This is a genomic window from Marinobacter pelagius (genome assembly GCF_900114925.1).
GTDB lineage: Bacteria > Pseudomonadota > Gammaproteobacteria > Pseudomonadales > Oleiphilaceae > Marinobacter > Marinobacter pelagius.
Genome location: NZ_FOUR01000004.1, coordinates 154,850 through 174,092 on the forward strand (window position 1 = coordinate 154,850; position 19,243 = coordinate 174,092).

General features: G+C 60.1%; 16 protein-coding genes and 1 tRNA gene. 7 read left to right on the top strand and 10 right to left on the bottom strand.

Annotated features, from left to right (window positions below; translation table 11 throughout):
- The first annotated feature begins 155 nt into the window (after window positions 1-155).
- On the top strand, window positions 156-1,175 hold the full coding sequence (locus tag BM254_RS10155; RefSeq protein ID WP_092002689.1) for a class I fructose-bisphosphate aldolase: 1,020 nt from the start codon (window positions 156-158) through the stop codon (window positions 1,173-1,175).
- Between the two features lie 9 nt (window positions 1,176-1,184).
- Here BM254_RS10155 and BM254_RS10160 read toward each other — a convergent pair whose 3' ends face one another.
- The 7 genes from BM254_RS10160 to BM254_RS10190 all read right to left on the bottom strand — a co-directional run bounded on the left by BM254_RS10160 (window position 1,185) and on the right by BM254_RS10190 (window position 9,889).
- Window positions 1,185-2,180 (bottom strand): MBL fold metallo-hydrolase, encoded by a 996-nt coding sequence (locus BM254_RS10160; protein WP_092002691.1) that lies wholly within the window; start codon window positions 2,178-2,180, stop codon window positions 1,185-1,187.
- A 157-nt stretch (window positions 2,181-2,337) separates the two neighbouring features.
- Window positions 2,338-3,315, bottom strand: a complete 978-nt coding sequence (locus BM254_RS10165; protein WP_092002694.1) for a tRNA dihydrouridine synthase — start codon at window positions 3,313-3,315, stop codon at window positions 2,338-2,340.
- A gap of 137 nt (window positions 3,316-3,452) precedes the next feature.
- The gene (katG, locus tag BM254_RS10170) at window positions 3,453-5,624 is read right to left on the bottom strand and encodes a catalase/peroxidase HPI (protein ID WP_092002696.1); all 2,172 of its coding nucleotides are present in this window, start codon (window positions 5,622-5,624) and stop codon (window positions 3,453-3,455) included.
- Between the two features lie 490 nt (window positions 5,625-6,114).
- Window positions 6,115-8,007, bottom strand: a complete 1,893-nt coding sequence (gene htpG / locus BM254_RS10175; RefSeq protein WP_092002699.1) for a molecular chaperone HtpG — start codon at window positions 8,005-8,007, stop codon at window positions 6,115-6,117.
- A 224-nt stretch (window positions 8,008-8,231) separates the two neighbouring features.
- Window positions 8,232-8,666 (bottom strand): PaaI family thioesterase, encoded by a 435-nt coding sequence (locus BM254_RS10180; protein WP_092002703.1) that lies wholly within the window; start codon window positions 8,664-8,666, stop codon window positions 8,232-8,234.
- Complete coding sequence (locus BM254_RS10185; protein WP_092002705.1) at window positions 8,663-9,133, bottom strand: PaaI family thioesterase; 471 nt, start codon at window positions 9,131-9,133, stop codon at window positions 8,663-8,665. The genes BM254_RS10180 and BM254_RS10185 overlap by 4 nt, the downstream gene beginning before the upstream one ends.
- A gap of 18 nt (window positions 9,134-9,151) precedes the next feature.
- Window positions 9,152-9,889, bottom strand: coding sequence for a DUF599 domain-containing protein (locus BM254_RS10190; protein ID WP_092002707.1), 738 nt, complete (start codon window positions 9,887-9,889; stop codon window positions 9,152-9,154).
- Window positions 9,890-10,051: 162 nt separating this feature from the next.
- Between BM254_RS10190 and BM254_RS10195 the strand changes: the two genes are divergently transcribed.
- The 4 genes from BM254_RS10195 to BM254_RS10210 all read left to right on the top strand — a co-directional run bounded on the left by BM254_RS10195 (window position 10,052) and on the right by BM254_RS10210 (window position 14,156).
- On the top strand, window positions 10,052-11,326 hold the full coding sequence (locus BM254_RS10195) for a M48 family metalloprotease (protein WP_245777424.1): 1,275 nt from the start codon (window positions 10,052-10,054) through the stop codon (window positions 11,324-11,326).
- Between the two features lie 172 nt (window positions 11,327-11,498).
- Complete coding sequence (locus tag BM254_RS10200; RefSeq protein WP_092002713.1) at window positions 11,499-12,044, top strand: hypothetical protein; 546 nt, start codon at window positions 11,499-11,501, stop codon at window positions 12,042-12,044.
- On the top strand, window positions 12,045-13,232 hold the full coding sequence (locus tag BM254_RS10205) for an iron-containing alcohol dehydrogenase (RefSeq protein WP_092002716.1): 1,188 nt from the start codon (window positions 12,045-12,047) through the stop codon (window positions 13,230-13,232).
- Window positions 13,233-13,385: 153 nt separating this feature from the next.
- A complete protein-coding gene (locus BM254_RS10210; protein ID WP_092002719.1) occupies window positions 13,386-14,156 on the top strand; it encodes a substrate-binding periplasmic protein in 771 nt (256 codons plus the stop codon).
- A gap of 6 nt (window positions 14,157-14,162) precedes the next feature.
- Here BM254_RS10210 and BM254_RS10215 read toward each other — a convergent pair whose 3' ends face one another.
- Complete coding sequence (locus BM254_RS10215; RefSeq protein ID WP_092002723.1) at window positions 14,163-16,649, bottom strand: ABC transporter permease; 2,487 nt, start codon at window positions 16,647-16,649, stop codon at window positions 14,163-14,165.
- A complete protein-coding gene (locus tag BM254_RS10220; RefSeq protein ID WP_092003134.1) occupies window positions 16,649-17,368 on the bottom strand; it encodes an ABC transporter ATP-binding protein in 720 nt (239 codons plus the stop codon). Before BM254_RS10220 ends, BM254_RS10215 begins: the two co-directional genes overlap by 1 nt.
- A gap of 78 nt (window positions 17,369-17,446) precedes the next feature.
- Here BM254_RS10220 and BM254_RS10225 point away from each other — a divergent pair, with 78 nt between their 5' ends.
- Window positions 17,447-18,088, top strand: coding sequence for an arylesterase (locus BM254_RS10225; protein ID WP_281248050.1), 642 nt, complete (start codon window positions 17,447-17,449; stop codon window positions 18,086-18,088).
- On the opposite strand, the gene BM254_RS10230 is transcribed toward BM254_RS10225, so the two are convergent.
- On the bottom strand, window positions 18,083-18,991 hold the full coding sequence (locus BM254_RS10230) for a YheT family hydrolase (protein WP_245777425.1): 909 nt from the start codon (window positions 18,989-18,991) through the stop codon (window positions 18,083-18,085). The two genes, BM254_RS10225 and BM254_RS10230, sit on opposite strands and share 6 nt — an antisense overlap.
- 130 nt (window positions 18,992-19,121) lie before the next feature.
- Here BM254_RS10230 and BM254_RS10235 point away from each other — a divergent pair.
- Window positions 19,122-19,197 (top strand) — tRNA-Asn (locus BM254_RS10235).
- Window positions 19,198-19,243 lie beyond the last annotated feature (46 nt).

The following is a 19,243-nucleotide window of genomic DNA, read 5'->3' on the forward strand; positions in this document are numbered from 1 at the left end:
GCGGTTTTTCATCCTTCCTGTAGCTGGTGTAACTAGCCTAATCCAGACTGATTCGGTATGTCTTAGCGTAGGTCAAATTTGCGCCCTTCGTACAGGGTCTACAATTACCCGAAACATCCCACAGTACACCGGTGTTGCCGGTAAAGGAGAACCCAATGAGTATTCAGGAAGAGTTGACCGCAACCATCGCGGATCTGGTCCAGCCCGGCAAAGGCATCCTGGCCGCCGATGAGAGTACACCCACCATCGCCAAGCGTTTCAAGGCCGTGGGCGTGGAATCCACGGAAGGAAAGCGCCGGGAGTACCGGAGCATCATCTTCTCCACCCCGGATCTGGGCAAATACATCAGCGGCGTCATCCTGTATGAGGAAACCCTGGAGCAGCTGAGCCTGGAGGACGTGGCCATGCCTAAGCTACTGGCCAGCCAGGGCATTGTTCCGGGCATCAAGGTGGACAAGGGCAAGGGCCCGCTGGTCAACGCGCCGGGAGATGAGATCACCTATGGCCTGGATGGCCTGGAGTCCCGCCTGGAGGAGTACAAGAAGCTGGGCGCCCGGTTCGCCAAGTGGCGGGATGTGTTCCACATCTCCGATACCCTGCCCTCACGGCAGGCGGTCAAGGCCAATGCCGAGGTGCTGGCCCGCTACGCGGCGGTGTGCCAGTCCATGGGCATCGTGCCGATTGTCGAGCCGGAAGTACTGATCGACGGCCACCATAGCATCGAGCGGGCCGGGGAAGTCAGCGAAGCGGTACTCCGGGAGGTGTTCAAGGCGCTGTACCGGCACCATGTGGATCTGGAAACCATAGTACTGAAGCCCAGCATGGTGACCCCGGGCAAGGAATCACCTTCGGCCAGCCCGGAACAGGTAGCGGAACACACACTGATGATTTTCCGGCGCGCGGTACCCGCGGCAGTGCCGGGGATCTTCTTCCTGTCAGGCGGCCAGACGCCGGCGGAGGCCACCGTCAATCTCAATGCCATCAACAGCATGGGTTACCATCCGTGGGAGCTGAGCTTCTCCTACGGGCGTGCGCTGCAGGAGCCGGCCCAGCAGGCGTGGGCGGGTGACCTGGCCAATGCCGACAAAGCCCAGGCCGCCCTGCACAAGCGGGCCAGGCTCAATGGCCTGGCCCGCTCCGGCGATTACTCTCCGGAGATGGAGAACGAAGACTGAGGCCCTTGCCTAGTCGCAGATATCCACGCATTTGCCGTTGCCATTGAACGCCATGGTCCGGCCACTGAGCGGGATGTGTACGGGCACATTCACGGCATCACGGAAGGCTGCCGTGCGGGTGCCCTCTTTCACCTTGCCCCCTTCGGTGGCCGGTTCATTGGCGTGGGACGGAATCACGGCCCTGGGTTTGATCAGATCATTGATGACGTAGGCAGCCTCAGTCGGGCCGGTGGTGAAGGTGTCCCCGATGTTCATCACCACCAGTTCGGCACCGTAGTGGTCGGCCACCACCATTTTCTGCTCGGCAGTAATGCCGGTATCACCGGACAGATACACCACCAGCCCGTTGGAGAAGGTCAGCACATAGCCTGTGGGCGGTCCGACACTCGCAGACACACCGGCGGCTTTCAGGTATTCGGCCAGCGGCCCGGTCAGGAAGGATGGCGACACGCCGTTACTGTGCACGGCAGGCACGGTTGTGATCTTCACACCGCCCACGTCTTTACTGGCACCGAAGCGAACCAGCTGGGATTTCGATTTGTCCGCACCGGCGGCTTCGAGCTTGGCGGCAAAGAACGCCGGCATTTCACTACCGGTGACGATGGTGGCCTGCTTCGCGACGGCGATATCCACGGTATTGGACTGAGGCAGGGTAACTACCGGAAACTCCGGTGAGCCGCACGCGCCCCGGTTCACCGCCTCGATGCGGCGATCACCCACGTGGTCACCGTGCATGTGCGACACCAGCACCACGTCGATGTCACCGAGCCGTGGATCGTCGGCTCCGGCCACGGTGCGGCCGGCATCATAGAGAATGCGCGTGCCATTGGGGTCCTCGAACACCATGGCGCGGTCCACCACACAGAACTCGCCGTCATGACTTCCCAGAGGCGTTACCTTCACCTGCCCGTCGTCCTGGGCCTGTGCCAACCCGGCTCCCGCCACGAACAGACCTGCACTTGCGGCGATGCCCACCAAGGCCCGCCTGACTAACCCGTTATTCATGAGATGGCGTCTCCTATCCCGTTCTTTGTTATTGGTCTGTGTTAGTACGGTCAAACTGCCTGTTCGTACCAGTGTAGACCCGCAGGCGAATCCGGGGGACGCAAAAAAGCCCCTCGAAAGGGGCTTTCCGGGATTGAAAGGTGTGAAACGAGAGCTGTCAGGCCGCCTGCTCTTTCAGGGCACCCGAAGGCAAGGACTGCTCCAGGCACGCCAGCATCGGGGCCACCTCACGGATCTTGCGGGCTTGCGGCCACAGGTACTCTGCCTCGGCAAAGCCCTGGCGCAGGAAATTCAGCCATTGCTTGATGCGACCGGTCACGTACCGGTCCTCAAGGCGGGTCTGCAGCGCGGCGGCGTATTCCCGCACCAGTGCCACGGCTTCCAGCCAGGTCATCGGTGTGAAGGTGTCGCCACGCTGGGAGGCCTTGATCTGAGCGGCCAGATCCGGACGGGCAATCAACCCTCGGCCGATCATGACGTCTTCACAGCCGGACACTTTTCGGCAACGCCAGTAGTCCTCGACGGTCCATACCTCACCGTTGGCAATCACATGGGCTTTGACCGCTTCCCGCACCCGGGCAATCTCCTCCCAGTAGGCAGGCGGTTTGTATCCGTCCACCTTGCTGCGGGCGTGAATCACGATCTCGGACGCACCGGCGGCTTCCAGGGCCTGCCCACAGGCGACGCCCATGGACCGGTCGTCATAGCCCAGGCGCATCTTGGCGGTCACGGGGATTTCTGCCGGCACTGCTTTGCGTACGGCGGCGGTGATTTCGTGCATCAGCTCCGGCTCGCGCATCAGCACACAACCACCCTTGTGCTTGTTCACGGTCTTGGCCGGGCAGCCGAAGTTGATATCCACCTGGGTCGCGCCCAGCTCGGCCGCTTTCAGGCCGTGGCGGCCCATCTGCTCGGGATCTGATCCCAGCAGCTGCACAGCCACCGGTGTGCCCACCTCGGTCGCGCAGTCTTGATGCAGTTCCGGAGCATATTTGTAAAAAATCCGGGGCGGCAGCATGCCGTGGGTCACGCGAATGAATTCGGTCACGCACCGGTCAATCCCGCCGACTTTGGTCAGGGTTTCACGAATAGGTGCATCGACCAGCCCTTCCATCGGGGCAAGGATGATTCGCATGGAGGCTCCAGCGGTTTGACCAAGAGAGGTATAGGTTATGGCTGATCAAAAATCAGGCGGAGCGGATTGTAAGGAATTCGGGGGGAAGTTGGTAGCCGGGCATCCCGAAACAGGATGCCCGGCCGGGTACTGCTGGTTTACTTCTTCACGTCGAAGCGGTCGTTGTTCATGACCTTGGTCCAGGCGTCAACGAAGTCCTTGACGAACTTCTCCTCGTTGTCGTCCTGGGCATATACCTCGGCGTAGGAACGCAGGATGGAGTTGGAACCGAACACGAGATCAACACGGGTCGCGGTGAACTTGGTGTTGCCACTCTTGCGATCCACGATGTTGTACGAGTTCTTGCCAGTGGGCTCCCAACGGTTTGCCATGTCAGTGAGGTTCACGAAGAAGTCGTTGGTCAACTGACCAACGCGGTCCGTGAACACACCGTGCTTGGTGCCACCGTGGTTGGTGCCCAGCACCCGCATACCACCGAGAAGAACGGTCATTTCCGGCGCGGTCAGGCCCATCAGCTGGGCGCGGTCCAGAAGCATCTCTTCCGGCTTGACCACGTAGTCCTTCTTCTGCCAGTTGCGGAAGCCATCGGCCAGCGGCTCGAGCGGCTCGAAGGACTCGGCATCGGTCATCTCGTCGGTTGCATCGCCACGGCCCTTCAGGAAGGGTACGTGGACGTCATGGCCGGCAGCTTTCGCGGCTTTCTCGATGCCCAGGTTACCGCCGAGCACGATCACGTCTGCGACGCTGGCGCCGGTGTCAGCAGAGATCTGCTCGTAGACCTTAAGCACCTTGGCCAGACGATCCGGCTCGTTACCTTCCCAGTCCTTCTGCGGAGCCAGGCGGATACGGGCACCGTTGGCACCACCGCGCATGTCGGAACCGCGGTAGGTACGGGCGCTGTCCCACGCGGTGCAGACCAGCTCGTTGAGGCTCAGGCCGGCTTCTTCGATCTTCTCCTTGACGACTTCCTCGATGTAGTTGGTCTCGCCCTGGGGAATCGGATCCTGCCAGATCAGGTCTTCAGCGGGTACGTCCGGGCCGATGTAACGGGACTTCGGACCCATATCCCGGTGAGTCAGCTTGAACCAGGCGCGGGCGAAGCAATCCTTGAAGTACTCCGGGTCCTTCATGAATTTTTCGCAGATCGGCCGGAACGTCGGATGCATCTTCATGGCCATATCCGCATCAGTCATGATCGGGTTATGGCGCTTGGATGGATCCGTCGCATCCACCGGCTTGTGCTCTTCCTTGATGTCGATCGGCTCCCACTGGTTGGCGCCGGCAGGGCTCTTCTTCAGTTCCCACTCATAACCGAACAGCAACTCGAAGTAGCCCATATCGAATTGGGTCGGGTTGGTGGTCCAGGCACCTTCGATGCCTGATGTGATGGCATTGGCTGCCTTGCCACCCATGTTCGGGTTGTGCCAGCCAAGACCCTGCTCGTGCACATCTGCACCTTCAGGCTCGGGACCAAGGGCTTCGGCATCACCGTTACCGTGGGTTTTACCAACAGTGTGACCACCGGCGGTCAGGGCTGCTGTTTCTTCGGCATCCATGGCCATGCGGGCAAAGGTTTCAAGAACCTGGTCACCGCTCTTGATCGGATCAGACTGGCCGTTCACACCTTCCGGGTTCACATAGATCAGACCCATCTGTACGGCGGCCAGCGGGTTTTCCATGGTGTCGGGCTTGTCGACGTTCTCATAGCGGCTGTCGGACGGCGCCAGCCACTCTTTCTCAGCACCCCAGTAGATGTCTTTTTCCGGGTGCCAGATGTCCTCACGGCCGTAGGAGAAGCCGAAGGTCTTGAAGCCCATGGACTCGTAGGCAATGTTGCCGGCCAGGATGAAGAGATCGGCCCAGCTCACCTTGTTGCCATACTTCTTCTTCAGGGGCCACAACAGCCGGCGGGCTTTGTCGAGGTTGCCGTTATCGGGCCAGGAGTTGAGGGGCGCAAAACGCTGGTTGCCAGTACCACCACCACCGCGGCCGTCAGCCAGACGGTATGTGCCGGCAGCGTGCCATGCCAGCCGGATCATCAGACCACCGTAGTGGCCCCAGTCCGCCGGCCACCAGTCCTGGCTGCTGGTCATCAGCTCGTGCATGTCCTTTTCGAGAGCTTCGTAGTCGAGCTTTCTGACTTCTTCACGGTAATCGAAGTCTTCCCCCATCGGGTTCGTCTTGCGATCGTGCTGGTGCAGGATGTCCAGGTTCAGGGACTCAGGCCACCAATTGGTGTTGTCCTGCGCATGGGCTGTACTGCTTCCGTGCATGACCGGGCACTTACCGCCAGTATTATTGTCTGTCATCGTACTCTCCTGTCTTGCTGCATTGGCAAACGAGCAATTTAGTGATGGAAACACCACTCAATATAGTTCATTCACATTGTGCTGCTTGAATGTTTCCTACCGCGTTAATAGCAACTCCCTATAGCTTTTCCCGTTACGCCGTCGACCCGTCCCGAGACCTTGCCTGTGGCCCTATTGGGCGATGGCATAGTTCCCGAAATAGTCCGTCAGAATAGCGAGAGCGCCTGACCACAATACGGAAGGAAGACTCTTCTCGGATGACATCGGACTGCTCCTGCGTTAACGAGAACGATTTCACCTTAGCGCGGGGGACCGAGGAAGGAACAATTAATAAAAAATAAATTTTTGAGAGTTTTTGTTTATGAGTGATGACATGGGGTCTGAAGAAAGCGTTCTTCTGACCCCGAGTTTCAGACCGAGCTTGGGTGGAATGAAAAAGGGGTCAGATGAAAGCTTTCATCTGACCCCGGTGTGTTTACGGCCTTCCCCCTCAGTTAGCCAGCTCCAGCAACAGCCGGTTCAGCCGGCTCACATACGCGCCGGGGTCCTTCAGCTGCTCGCCGCTGGCCAGGGTGGCCTGGTCGAACAGGACGGCGGAGAGTTCGTTGAAGCGCTCTTCGCCCTTCTCGGTCTCCAGGCGCTGGACCAGCGGGTGGTCCACGTTGATTTCGAAGATGGGTTTGCTCTCCGGCACTTTCTGGCCGGCGGCTTCCATGATCTTCTTCATCTGGGCGCCCATGTCGAACTCACCGACCACCAGGCACGCGGGAGAATCGGTCAGTCGGTTGGTCACCCGCACTTCCTGAACCCGGTCGTCCAGGGCCTTCTTGATGCGCTCCACCAGATCCTTGTGCTCCTCGGCTGCCTCTTCCTTGTGCTTCTTGTCCTCTTCGGTCTCGACTTCACCCAGGTCCAGGTCACCGCGGGCGACGTCCTGGAACTGCTTGCCGTCGTACTCGCTGAGGTAACCCATCATCCACTCGTCGATGCGGTCAGACAGGATCAGCACCTCGATGCCCTTCTTCCGGAATACTTCCAGGTGCGGGCTGCTCTTGGCGGCGGCGAAGTTGTCACCGGTGATGTAGAAGATCTTCTTCTGGCCATCTTTCATCCGCTCGATGTACTCGTCGAGGGAGACGTTCTGGGCAGCTTCACCGGTATGGGTGGTGGCAAAGCGCAACAGACCGGCAATCTTCTCGCGGTTGCTGAAGTCCTCGGCCGGGCCTTCTTTCAGAACGGTACCAAACTCGTTCCAGAATGCCTGGTAGTCCTCCGGCTGCTTCTTGGCCAGCTTGGAGAGCATATCCAGTACCCGCTTGGTCATGGCGGTGCGGATGCTGTCAACGGTGCTGTCGTTCTGCAGAATCTCCCGGGAGACGTTCAGGGACAGATCGTTGGAATCGATCACACCCTTGGTGAAGCGCAGGTACAGCGGCAGGAACTGCTCGGCGTCGTCCATAATGAATACGCGCTGGACATACAGCTTCAGGCCACGGGGCGCTTCCCGGTTGTACAGGTCAAACGGAGCACGCTTGGGGATATACAGCAGGCTTGTGTAATCCAGCTTGCCCTCGACCTTGTTGTGGGACCAGGTCAGAGGATCCTCGAAATCGTGGGCGATGTGCTTGTAGAACTCCTTGTATTCCTCGTCCTTGATCTCGGTACGTGGCAGAGTCCACAGGGCGGTAGCGTCGTTGACGGTCTCGTCCTCGCCCTTCTTGTCCTCTTCCTCGGATTCGGATTTCATCACCACCGGGAAGGAAATGTGGTCGGAGTACTTCTTCACCAGGCTGCGCAGTTTCCAGCCGTCGGCAAACTCCTTGGCGTCGGTTTTCAGGTGCAGGACGATCTGGGTCCCGCGCTGCTCGCGGTTCACCTGCTCGATGGAAAACTCGCCGTCGCCCTTGGATTCCCAATGCACGCCCTCTTCGGCCGGCGCACCGGCACGGCGGGTAAACACGTCTACCTTGTCCGCCACGATGAACGCGGAGTAAAAACCGACACCAAACTGACCGATCAGCTTACTGTCCTTCTTCTCGTCGCCGGACAGCTGCTTGAGGAACTCCGCGGTACCGGACCTGGCAATGGTGCCCAGGTTGGAGATGACATCGTCCCGGCTCATGCCGATCCCGTTATCGGTAAGGGTGACGGTACCGGCGTCCTTGTCGTAATCCAGGCGGATTTTCAGCTCGGAATCGCCCTCGTACAGTTTGTCGTCCTTCAGGGCGGCAAAGCGCAGCTTGTCCTCGGCATCCGAAGCGTTGGAAATCAGCTCACGAAGGAAGATTTCCTTGTTCGAATAAAGGGAATGGATCATCAGGTTAAGCAGTTGCTTAACTTCCGTCTGAAAACCCAACGTCTCTTTGTTTGCTTCTACCGTCATGGCGTTTTTATCTCCTGCCTAAGGTAACTCACAGTTCTGGGAAGCGAGTGCGGATGCGTTGCCGAAACCGTGCGGAGCCATGGATGGCGGAGCCGAGCGTACAGGGACGTATTCACAGCGTGTTTCGGCAACGCATCCGCACTTGCTTCATGCACGGAATTAATCTGTGAGGGAAAAATGGGGCCACACCGGGGCATTTCAAGCCCCGGATTGGTCAGGCAGGATCAGTCTTCGAGGAGGAAGTGGGCCCGGGCGGTGGCGATGGGCTCGGAACGGGATTTCTGCCAGGCGGTGACCATCACGTTGGCCACGCGGTTGCCCTGGCGGGTCAGGCGGCACTCGGCGAAGGTTTCCCGGTTAAGGCCGGCGCGGAGATAGTCAAGGGAAAAATCCACGATGCGGGGCATGCGCAGGGATTCCCGGGACATGATCAGGTAGATGTTCGCAGACATCTCCATGAAGCCGCCGATCACGCCGCCATGGATGGCCGGCAGGATCGGGTTGCCCAGGTTGGAGTCCTTCTTCGGCAGCCGGAAGATCAGGTCGTCGCCGAAACGCTCGCACTGCAACCCGATCCAGGTGGCGTAGGGGATGCTTTCGAGCATACGGGAGAAGTCCCCGGTTTCCTGGGTGTAACGGAGGATTTCCGGATCGGTCATTTGGCACCTCCGGCGATCAGGTCACGATAGTGTTTTGGGCTGGCCTCTTTGCCGATGCGCATGAAGGTGGCCACGCAGTTGGCGATGGTTTCCCCGCCATCCTGGTACGCCTCGCACCGGGTGAAAATGATGTTGCGGGTAATCCGGTAGGTTTCGGCACGGGCGTAGACCGGTTTGTGGGGATGCGCCGGGCGCATGTAGTCCACCCGCAGGTCGAGGGTCGGGCACAATTCGAAATCTTCCAGGGCGCAGAGAATCACGCAGCCGGAGGTGGTGTCCATCAGGGTGGTGATCGCACCGCCGTGGATGACACCGGTGTCCGGGTTACCAATGATCCGGTCGCTGTAGGGCAGGCACAGGGTCAGCGTACCGTCACCGGCGTCGGTGACTGACAGGCCCAGCTCACGGGCCTGGTTCAGGGTTTCGATAAACCGGGTCACACGGTCTATTCGGGTTTGATTATCCATTCAGGAGAATCCTGTTGATCAGTTGGTTTTGGTCTTGGGCTCGGCCTTGCCCGCTGCCGGCTCCTCGAACACTTTTCCGGAGCGCAGCGCCTCGAGGGCGTCGGAGCAGAATTCCCGGCGGTAGAGAACAACCACCACAATGGTGGAAGCTGCTATGAACGCAATGGGGTGGAAGAACCAGGCAACCACCGCCAGCGCGTAGTAGAACGACCTCAACCCCAGGTTGAAGGCATCCCCGGCCATGTTACAGATCTTGCCGGCACTGCGGGCAAAGGCCTCCCGGGCTGCCGGGCTGGTCTTGGTGTCCTCGGCCAGGGGTGCACTGCCCACCATCACCGCGACGAAGTTGTACATTCGCATGGACCAGGTGAATTTGAAAAAGGCGTACACAAACACCACCAGCAGGACAACCAGCCTCAATTCCCAGACCTCACGGGTTGGCACCGCGCTGAAGGGCATGGCAGCAAACACTTCCATAGCTTCACTGGTGTAGCCGAGCGCGGTGATGATACCGGCCAGGATCAGCAGACAGCTGGAGGCGAAGAAAGCGCCGTTGCGCTCCAGGTTGCCCACCACCGACGTGTCGGACATCCGATTCCCGCGCCTCAGCATCACCCGCATCCAGTCTTCCCGATAGAGGTCCAGGGTGTTCGACAGGCAGGGCCGGTCTGACGCCCTGCGCTTGGAATACTGGGTGTAGCCAACCCAGCAGATGAAAAACCAGAGCAGCGAGGCAAGCTCGAGCAGATTGTTCATGTAAGGCCTTAGTCGGGAATTGGCAACATGGAAAGGAATCAGTCACCTATAATACGTCAACACAGGGCGCCTCTCCAGAAATCGGGCGTTTTCAGGTCCACCCAACCGTGTAATCATGTGGAAAACCAATTTCCGCCAGGCACCCAGGTACAGGAGGTAACCGTGCGTCTTTCCATATCCCGATTCGGGCTGGTGTTTCTTGCTCTCGCTTTCGTTGCAGGGTGTTCTGTTAACCCCGTCACTGGCGAGAAGCAACTGTCCCTGATCCCCGAGAGCCAGGAACTGGCCATCGGTGCCGAACAGTATGTGCCGACCCAACAGACCCAGGGTGGCCGGTTCTACATCGACCCGGAACTGAATCTCTACGTAAGCGAGGTGGGCAAGAAGCTTGCACAGGTAAGCGATCGCCCCGACCTGCCCTATGAATTCGTGGTGCTGAATAACAGCGTGCCCAACGCCTGGGCCCTGCCCGGCGGCAAGATTGCCATCAATCGGGGGCTGCTCACCAAGCTGGACGATGAAGCCCAACTGGCCTCGGTGCTGGGCCACGAGATTGTTCACGCCGCAGCCCGCCACAGTGTCCAGCGAATGCAGCAGGCCCAGTTGATCAGCCTGGGCGTAGCCGGCCTCGGGTTTGCGGTGTCCGATAACGAGTGGGCCGGCCTGATCATGGGCGGCGCAGCACTTGGGGCACAGCTCGCCCTGGCCCAGTATAGCCAGGGGGACGAGCTGGAGTCGGATCATTACGGCATCAATTACATGAAAGAGGCCGGCTACGATCCCCAGGCGGCGGTGGAGTTGCAGGAGCTGTTCCTGGAGCTGAGTGAGGGCCGTGACCAGGGCTTCATCCAGGGCCTGTTCGCCACTCACCCGCCTTCGGCCAAACGTGTGACGGAGAACCGGGAACTGGTCAGCAAGATCGGCGCCGGCGGTTATCGGGGCGCCGATGTCTACCAGCGTAAACTGGCCAAGCTGAAGGAGCTGCAGCCGGCCTATGACGCCCATGACGAGGCCCTTAAACTGGCCTCGAACAAGGACTACGACGCCGCCCTCGGCAAGATCAACGAGGCCATCCGCATCCTGCCACGGGAAGCCATGTTCTATTCCCTCAGAGGGCGCATTTACCAGCAGCAGAAGGAAATTGAGAAGGCTGAGGCGGATTTCGACAAGGCGGTTTCCCTATACCCGGAGATGTTCGAGTATCAGCTGCGAAACGGCCTGAATGCCCTGGCCCTGAACAAGGTCGACAAGGCAAGGAATCACCTGACCAAGGCCAATGAGGTGGTGCCCACATCCATCGGCTACCTGCGCATGGGAGACGTCGCCGTCAAGCAGAACCGCCGTGACGAGGCCGTGGCCTACTACAGCCAGGCCGCCAAGGCCGGCGGCGACGTGGGCGAGGAAGCCAAACGCAAGCTGGCTGCGATCACCCAGTAGCGCCCTCTCCTCGTCTCAAACGAAGCCGGGAACCGCGACAGCGACCCGGCTTTTTTATTGTCCAATCACCAGTTGCCCCAGCGACGGCAAATCTTCGTCACTGCCTGCATTGACTTTTAGAGCATTAACTCTAAAAATCAGGGGTATCAACAACAGACAATGGACGACGGCCATGTTGCTCAAACGTATCCAGCCGATGGTGTTCCAGGCGCGCCGACTCTATGTGGACATAATGTTCCAGGTAATGGGTCGGGCCCTGCAGGCAGTCAGTGAAGTCGACGAAACCGTGCAGAATGAGGCTCGGGCGCTTCCGAAAGGCCTGCTGTTCGAGATGATGGTGATGCCCGAGGGATCTCGGCTGATCGTGGAGCACACCGGGGACGGCCATTTTCACTACCACGGCCAGTCCGCGCCGCGACCGGTGGACCTGTCAATCCAGTTCAAGCACATCGCCCATGCCTTCCTGGTGCTGTCTTTCCAGGAAAAAACCTCGGAGGCATTTGCCAACGACCGGATGCTGGTGGACGGTGATGTCAGCTATGCGGTGCGTATGACCCGCGTGCTGAACAGGCTGGAGACCTTCATCCTGCCCAAACTGATTGCCAAGCGGGCGGTAAAAGAGTACCCCGCCAATCTGCACTTGCCGGAAAAGCTGATCAGTGCCGCCCGGATCTACCTGAAGGTTGCCACCAATTTTGTCGAGACAGTGAGACCCTAAATGAGCCAAAAATATTACGAGTTCTTCTGCCCGGTCAAAGTCATTGCCGGCAAGGCTGCCCTTGAGCACATTCCCTATGAACTGACCGGACTTGCAGCGAAGCGGCCGATGATCGTGACCGACAAGGGCGTTCGCGCCGCAGGCCTGCTGGACCCGGTGATTGCCGCCTGCGAGGAGAGCGGGCTGGAAATCGTTAGCATCTATGACGACGTGCCACCAGACTCCTCCACTTCCGTCGTCCGTGATATCGCCGGCATTTACCGGCAGGAAAAGTGCGATGCCATCATCGCCGTGGGCGGTGGATCGGCTATCGATACCGGCAAGGCCGTGAACATCCTGGTGTCCGAGGGCGGTGACGACATTGCCAAATACAGCGGCGCCGGCATCCTCAAGCATCCCCTGAAGCCGTTCTTCGTGGTTCCGACCACGGCCGGCACCGGCTCCGAGGTCACGGCCGTGGCGGTGATTACCGACGAGAAAAAGGGCGTAAAGCTGCCGTTCACCTCGTCTTTCCTGCTGCCCAATGCCGCCATCATCGACCCGCGGATGACCCTGACGCTGCCGCCTCACATCACGGCGGCAACCGCCATGGATGCGATGACCCACGCCACCGAGGCGTTCACCTGCATGGCGAAGAATCCTCTGAGCGACGCCTATGCCACGGCGGCCATCAGGAAAATCAGCCAGTCGCTGCTGAAGGTGATGGATAACCCCAAGAATGCCGAAGGGCGACTGGAGCTGGCCCAGGCCTCGACCATGGCCGGCATTGCGTTCTCGAACTCCATGGTTGGGTTGGTGCACTCCCTGGGCCACGCCACCGGTGCGATCTGCCACCTGCCCCATGGCCTGTGCATGAGTCTGTACCTGCCGTACGTGCTGGAATACAACCTGGAGTCAATCCGGGAGCCGCTGGGTGAGTTGCTGCTGCACCTGGAGGGTCCGGAAGTCTATTCGGCCACACCCGTAGCCCGTCGTGCCGAAGCCACCATCTCCGCCATCCGCAAGATGCGGGATCAGCTCTACAAGCGCTGCCAGCTGCCGCGGACCCTGAAGGAAACCGGCAAGGTGCAGGAGAGCCAGCTGGACCAGATTGCCGAGATGGCCCTCGATGATGGTTCGATCATGTTCAACCCGAAGGAAGTCACCCTGGAGGATGCGCGGGCAGTATTGCGCCGGGCCTGGGCCTGAGCAACGGGCCCTCGGGCCCGTTTGACCCAGCGCAAAAGAAAGAAGCGGAATAATTGAAATCGGCCGTCATTACGGTAACAATTGCACGACAAGCTGGCAGGGAGGTAGCCGGATTACCCTGAATAACGTTCACGACGCCATCAGAGTCCAAACATGACAGACCGCAAGACCTCCTCCCTGGCCTTGGCCTCCCTGTTTCTTTTGTCCACGTCCATCCTGTTCCCGGCAACCGCCAGCGCAACCTCCGAAAAACAGACACTACGTTTCAACGTTTCGCCAAACGGTTACCCGCCCTACCTCATCGTTGAGAACCGTGCGCCCTCGGGCATCATGTGGGATGTCATGTCGCTGATTGCGGACCGGCTCGGCTATGAACTGATCCCGGAGAAGATCCCCCGTAAACGGGTCGACCAGATGCTGCTTGACGGTTACATCGATGCCACGCCCCGGGCCCGGGAATGGACCGATGAGCCGGGCAAGTTCCTGTTTACTGATCCGGTGGTGGCCATCGAGGAAGTTTTCTTCATCCCGAAGGATTCCGAGCTGGCTTACCGGACTCCGGAGGACCTCTTCTCACGGACCGTCGTAACCCACCTGGGCTACATCTACCCAACGCTGGAACCGCATTTCGAATCCGGCAGGATTCGCCGCTTTGACGTGGCCCGGGATCGGGACATGTTCTTTTACGTGCTGCATGGAAACCGCTTCGACGCCGCCGTCGCCGACCGGCTGGTAGGCCAGTGGTTCCTTAGGAACGAAGGCTTGCGGGAGCATTTCCGCACATCCGCGGAGAGCATCAGCACCTTCGGATTCCGGATCATGCTGCGCAAGGACTGGCAGGATTTCGCCGACGAATTCAATCGGGAACTGGCCAGGATTCGCGAGAACGGCGAACTGGACGCCATCCTCGCGAATTACCGGTAACCAGCCTCACTCGAGCCGGCGCAACAACAGCATGGGCGAGACGCTCAGCACCGGCCTCAGCTGCCAGCGCCCGAACAGGGACAGCACGATAGCACTTATCAGCGGGATCGGAATGATGACCTGCCAGTGCCAGCTGAAGCTGCCCTCGAACATACGGAACTGCAGAGCGTAAACCGCGGCTTCCGCGGCAACCACACCCAGCAGACCGGCAAAGCCACCCAACACCGCAAACTCCAGCATGGTGCTGCGCACCAGCAGCGACTGGCGCCCACCCAGGGTGCGGAGCAACGCCCCTTCCCGCTGACGGTCCCGGAGTGTGGCACTGACCACGGCCGCCATCACCACCAGTGCAGCGGCCAGGATCAGGGCCAGAATCGCCTCGATGGCCCGGGTCACCTGCTGCACGATTTCCTGTATCCGGCTGATGATGTGATCGATCTCCAGAACCGATACGGTCGGGAACTGGCGCGAAAAGTCGTTAAGCGCCGTATTCTTCTCCGGTGGGAGATAGAAGCTGGTAATCCAGGTGGCGGGCAAACCTTCCAGGCCCCCGCCCGGCGGGAAGGCCATGTAAAAGTTCGGTTTCATGCTGTCCCACTGGACAGTACGGATACTGGTTACCGTTTCGGTCACCTTCTCCGACCCGATGGTAAAGGTCAGCTCGTCGCCCAGTTGCAGGCCCAGCCTTCCGGCCAGTTCCGCTTCCACCGAAACGCCGTCCTGGTCGCCATCGGCAAACCACTGCCCTTCGACGATCTCGTTGTCTTCCGGCAGCGAATCCATCCAGGTCAGGTTCAGCTCCCGGTTCAGGGCACCAATGCGCTCATCTTTGCTGACCGCTTCCTTCACCGGTTGACCGTTCAACTCGGTGAGCCGGCCCCGGACCATGGGATAGAGTTCTTCCAGAGGCTGTCCCTGTCCCTCCCAGAAACCGGCCACCTCATCGACCGTATCCGGTGCGATGTTGATCAGGAAATGATTGGGTGCGTCGTCCGGTAACTGTGCCTGCCAGTCATCCAGCAAGGAGGTGCGGACCAGTACCAGGGTGGCCGCGAGCATGAGGGTCATGGCGAAGACGGCAATTTGGGAAAGACTGGCGTTACGGTGCCGGTACAGACCCACCAGTGCAAGACGCCAGGCATTGCCGCCACCGCGGACGCGGCGCAATACGGTCACCATTCCCCATCCGAGCAGCCCGAGGGCCGCCAGCAGCAACACCAGACCACCGAGGAGTGATACCACCAGTGCCAGTTCACCGGCATAGAGCCAGACCAGCCCGAAGATGGCGACAATGGCCACCAGCATATCCGGCCAGGCCTCGCGGCCACTCTCACCGGGCTGACTGCGCAGTACCCGCATGGCCGGCACGTTCCGAAGCCGGCGAATGGGCGGATAGGCAAACGCAAACAGGGATACCAGTGCAGTGAGCAGCGCGGGGGCCAGTGCGGCCGGGTCCAGGGAGATATCCACCGGGCGCTCCAGTACATCACTGAGCATGGACGCCAGCAGCCAGAATAACGGGAGGGCCACCAGCAGGCCGCCGACAATGCCGGTCACGCCCCACAGCAGCAGCCGTCGCAGGTACAGCCGACCGATGCCGGCACCATTGAGCCCCAGGGTCTTCAGCAGTGCCACCGTGTCCCGCTGGGACAACGCATATTGCCGGCTGGCCACGGCCACCGCGACGGCGGCCAGTAATACCGCCAGGCTGCCACCGAGCAGCAGGAAGCGTTCGGCTCGCTGGAGTGACCGGGAGAAGGTCTCTCCATCCCGCACACCTTCCCATTCATGGCTGGGCTCCAGCTGCGGCTGCAGCCACTCGTAATAGCCTTCCAGGGCGGCTTCCTCACCGGCGAACAGATAGACGAATTCCACCCGGCTGCCTTCCTGCACGACACCCGTGGATGGCACGTCGTCCTTATGCATCATTACCCTCGGGGCCAGGGCGGACAGCCGGAAGCCGCCGTCCGGCTCCCGGATCAGCAGGCCGGAGACCGTGAGCTCCAGGTTGCCCACTTCCAGGGAGTCGCCGATTTCAAGTTCCAGAAGCCTCAGCAAGCGCGGGTTAATCCAGACCTCACCCGGCCCGGGACCGGATGACACGAGTTGGCGGGGACTGTCCGGTCCCTCCTGGACTTCTATTTCACCCCGGAGCGGATATTCATTGCTGACGGCTTTGACGGACACCAGCTGGAATCCCTCACCACCGAACACCATGGTGGAGAACTCCACCATCTGACCGGTTTCAAGGCCCCGGGCATCGGCCTCCTGCAACCAGGAATCCGGAATCGGACGCCCGTTTTCGGCTTCCAGCTGACGGTCGGCGGCAAGGAAGGAACTGGCGGACGTGACCAGTGTGCGCTGGAGCTGGCTGGCGAACAGCGCAATGGTTGCCACCGTGGCAACGGCAATCACCAGAGCCGCCAGCACCACCCGCACATCCCGTTCGCGCCAGTCGCGGCGCACGGACATGAGTTTCTGTTCAGCAGCCATCAGGATACCGGCTCCCCGAGCTCGTTGGGCTCGGTCAGTTGTCCTGCTTCAATATGGAACTGGCGCGCGCACCTGGCCGCCAGGTGCTCATCGTGGGTGACCATCACCAGGGTGGTGCCCTGCTCCCGGTTGAGTGCCATCAGCAGGTCCGAGACCGCCTGGCCGGTGCGGTTATCCAGGTTGCCGGTCGGTTCGTCCGCAAACAGCACCACGGGCTCGGAGGCAAAGGCCCGGGCGATCGCCACCCGCTGTTGCTCACCGCCGGACAACTGCCGCGGCGTGTGGGTCAGGCGCTCACCAAGGCCGACCCGCTCGAGCAGTTCCCGGGCTCGTTTCTCGGGATCCCCGATCCCCGCCAGCTCAAGCGGCAGCATGACGTTTTCCAGGGCAGTCAGCGCCGGCAGCAGTTGGAACGACTGGAATACAAAGCCGACCCGGCTGGCCCGAAGTTGCGCCCGCTCATCTTCGCTCAACTGGCTGATGGTGGCGCCGTCGAGTTCCACCGAACCCTCGGTTGGCGTGTCCAACCCCGCGAGCAGGCCCAGCAGGGTGGTCTTTCCGGAGCCGGACCGACCGACGATGGCTACTGATTCTCCACGATTGATTTCCAGGTTGACCCCCTGCAAGATCGTCAACGTATCGTTTTCCAGGCGCACGCGATGAGTGAGGTCTTTCGCTCGCAACATCGGCGGCTGGCTTTCAGGTGTCGGTTTGGTCATCTGATTCACGGGCACTCCCGGCTCAATGGTTTAAAACGTTTTATCAAGGTAAACGAATTGTCTATGGATACGCTATTGATGCACGCCAGATCAATCCTTCTGGTGCTGTTCACCGCCCTGGCCGCTCCGGCACTGGCCAGCCAGAACACCATCCTGATCATGGGTGACAGCCTGAGTGCTGCCTATGGCGTGCCCTCCGAAACCGCCTGGGTCCAGCTGCTGCGCCAGCGCCTGGAGCAGAATGGTCTGAGCCACTGGCAGGTGGTCAACGCCAGTATCAGTGGCGAAACCACCGATGGCGGCGCACGACGACTGCCCGAGCTGATCGAGAAACACGGCCCCGAAGTCGTGGTCATCGAACTGGGTGGCAATGACGGGCTAAGGGGCTTTCCGCCGAACGTGATCGAGTCCAACCTCGCGTCCATGATCGAAAACACCCAGCAGTCCGGCGCGAAAGCACTGCTGGTGGGTATGCAGATGCCACCCAACTACGGGCCCCGTTACACACAGATGTTTGCGGAGCTGTATCCGACTCTCTCGGACCGCTACAACACCGAACTGGTTCCCTTCTTTCTGGATGGCATCTACAACCATGAGAATATGATGCAGGAGGACGGCATTCACCCGACCGAACAGGCCCAACCGAAACTCCTGGACAAGGTCTGGCCGGTACTCGAACCCATGCTGGAAGAAGCGCGTACAGCCGCTACCGGCTCATGACAGGTGACTGAGGAATCCCAGGGCACGGCGTTCCGACCAATAGAATCCGTCCCGGGCGTGCTCGACAAAGCCGACATGCCCACCCCACCGGGGTGCTTCAAGGCGCACATGGTCGCCCAACAGCTTTCGCGTCTCCGGAAAGCATTTTGCGGACAGGAACGGGTCATCCGTGGCATTGATCATCAGCGCAGGTACCCGGATGTCCCGAAGACGCGGCAGGGCCGAACACTGGGCCCAGTAATCCTCGGCATTCCGGAACCCATGCAGGGGCGCGGTATAGCGGTCATCGAATTCCCTGAACGTCCGGATCGACTCAAATCCATTGGTATCAATAAGATCCGGGAATCTTCTCGATTTCTCCTGCATTTTTACGTGCAGGTCCTTCAAAAACCTCTGCATGTAGATCCGGCGACTGGGAAGTGCAAGCACCTCCGCGCTGCCGGCCAGGTCGCAGGGCACCGAATAGGTCACGGCACCACAGATCCGGCTGTCCACCATCTCCCCCTGCTGCCCCAGGTACAATAGCGTCAGGTTTCCGCCCATACTGAAGCCCGACAGGAACAGGGATTTGTAGTCGCCGGAAAGGGCGTGATTGACCACGTGGGTCAGATCCTCGGTGGCGCCACTGTGGTAGAAACGGGGCTGAAGGTTCATCACCCCGCCACAGGATCGATAGTTCCAGGCCAGCACGTCCCATCCTTCGGCCAGCAGGGCACGGGCCAGGCCAAGCACGTAGGGTCTGCGGCTGTGGCCTTCCAGGCCATGGGAGATGACCGCCAGACGATCGCTACCCTGGCGGTACCAGTCCAGCTGCAGCTCGTCTTCATCCAGAGTGGGCAGTACTTCCCGGGTCGGCTCCTGCATCGGCACGGACCGGAACAGGGTTGACCACACCGATTGCACGTGGCCATTCCTCAGCCACACCGGCGGCCTGTACCGTAACGTCTTGCTTCCGTACAATTTTTAACCTTTCATTTCAGGGGGTTGACGACTCAAATCAAAGCGCTTAATATGCGCGCCACTTCGACATTGTTCCCCGATAGCTCAGTTGGTAGAGCAACGGACTGTTAATCCGTTTGTCGCTGGTTCGAGCCCAGCTCGGGGAGCCACTTATTCCGAAAGGCCGCTAATTTCCGATCAGCGGCCTTTTTCATT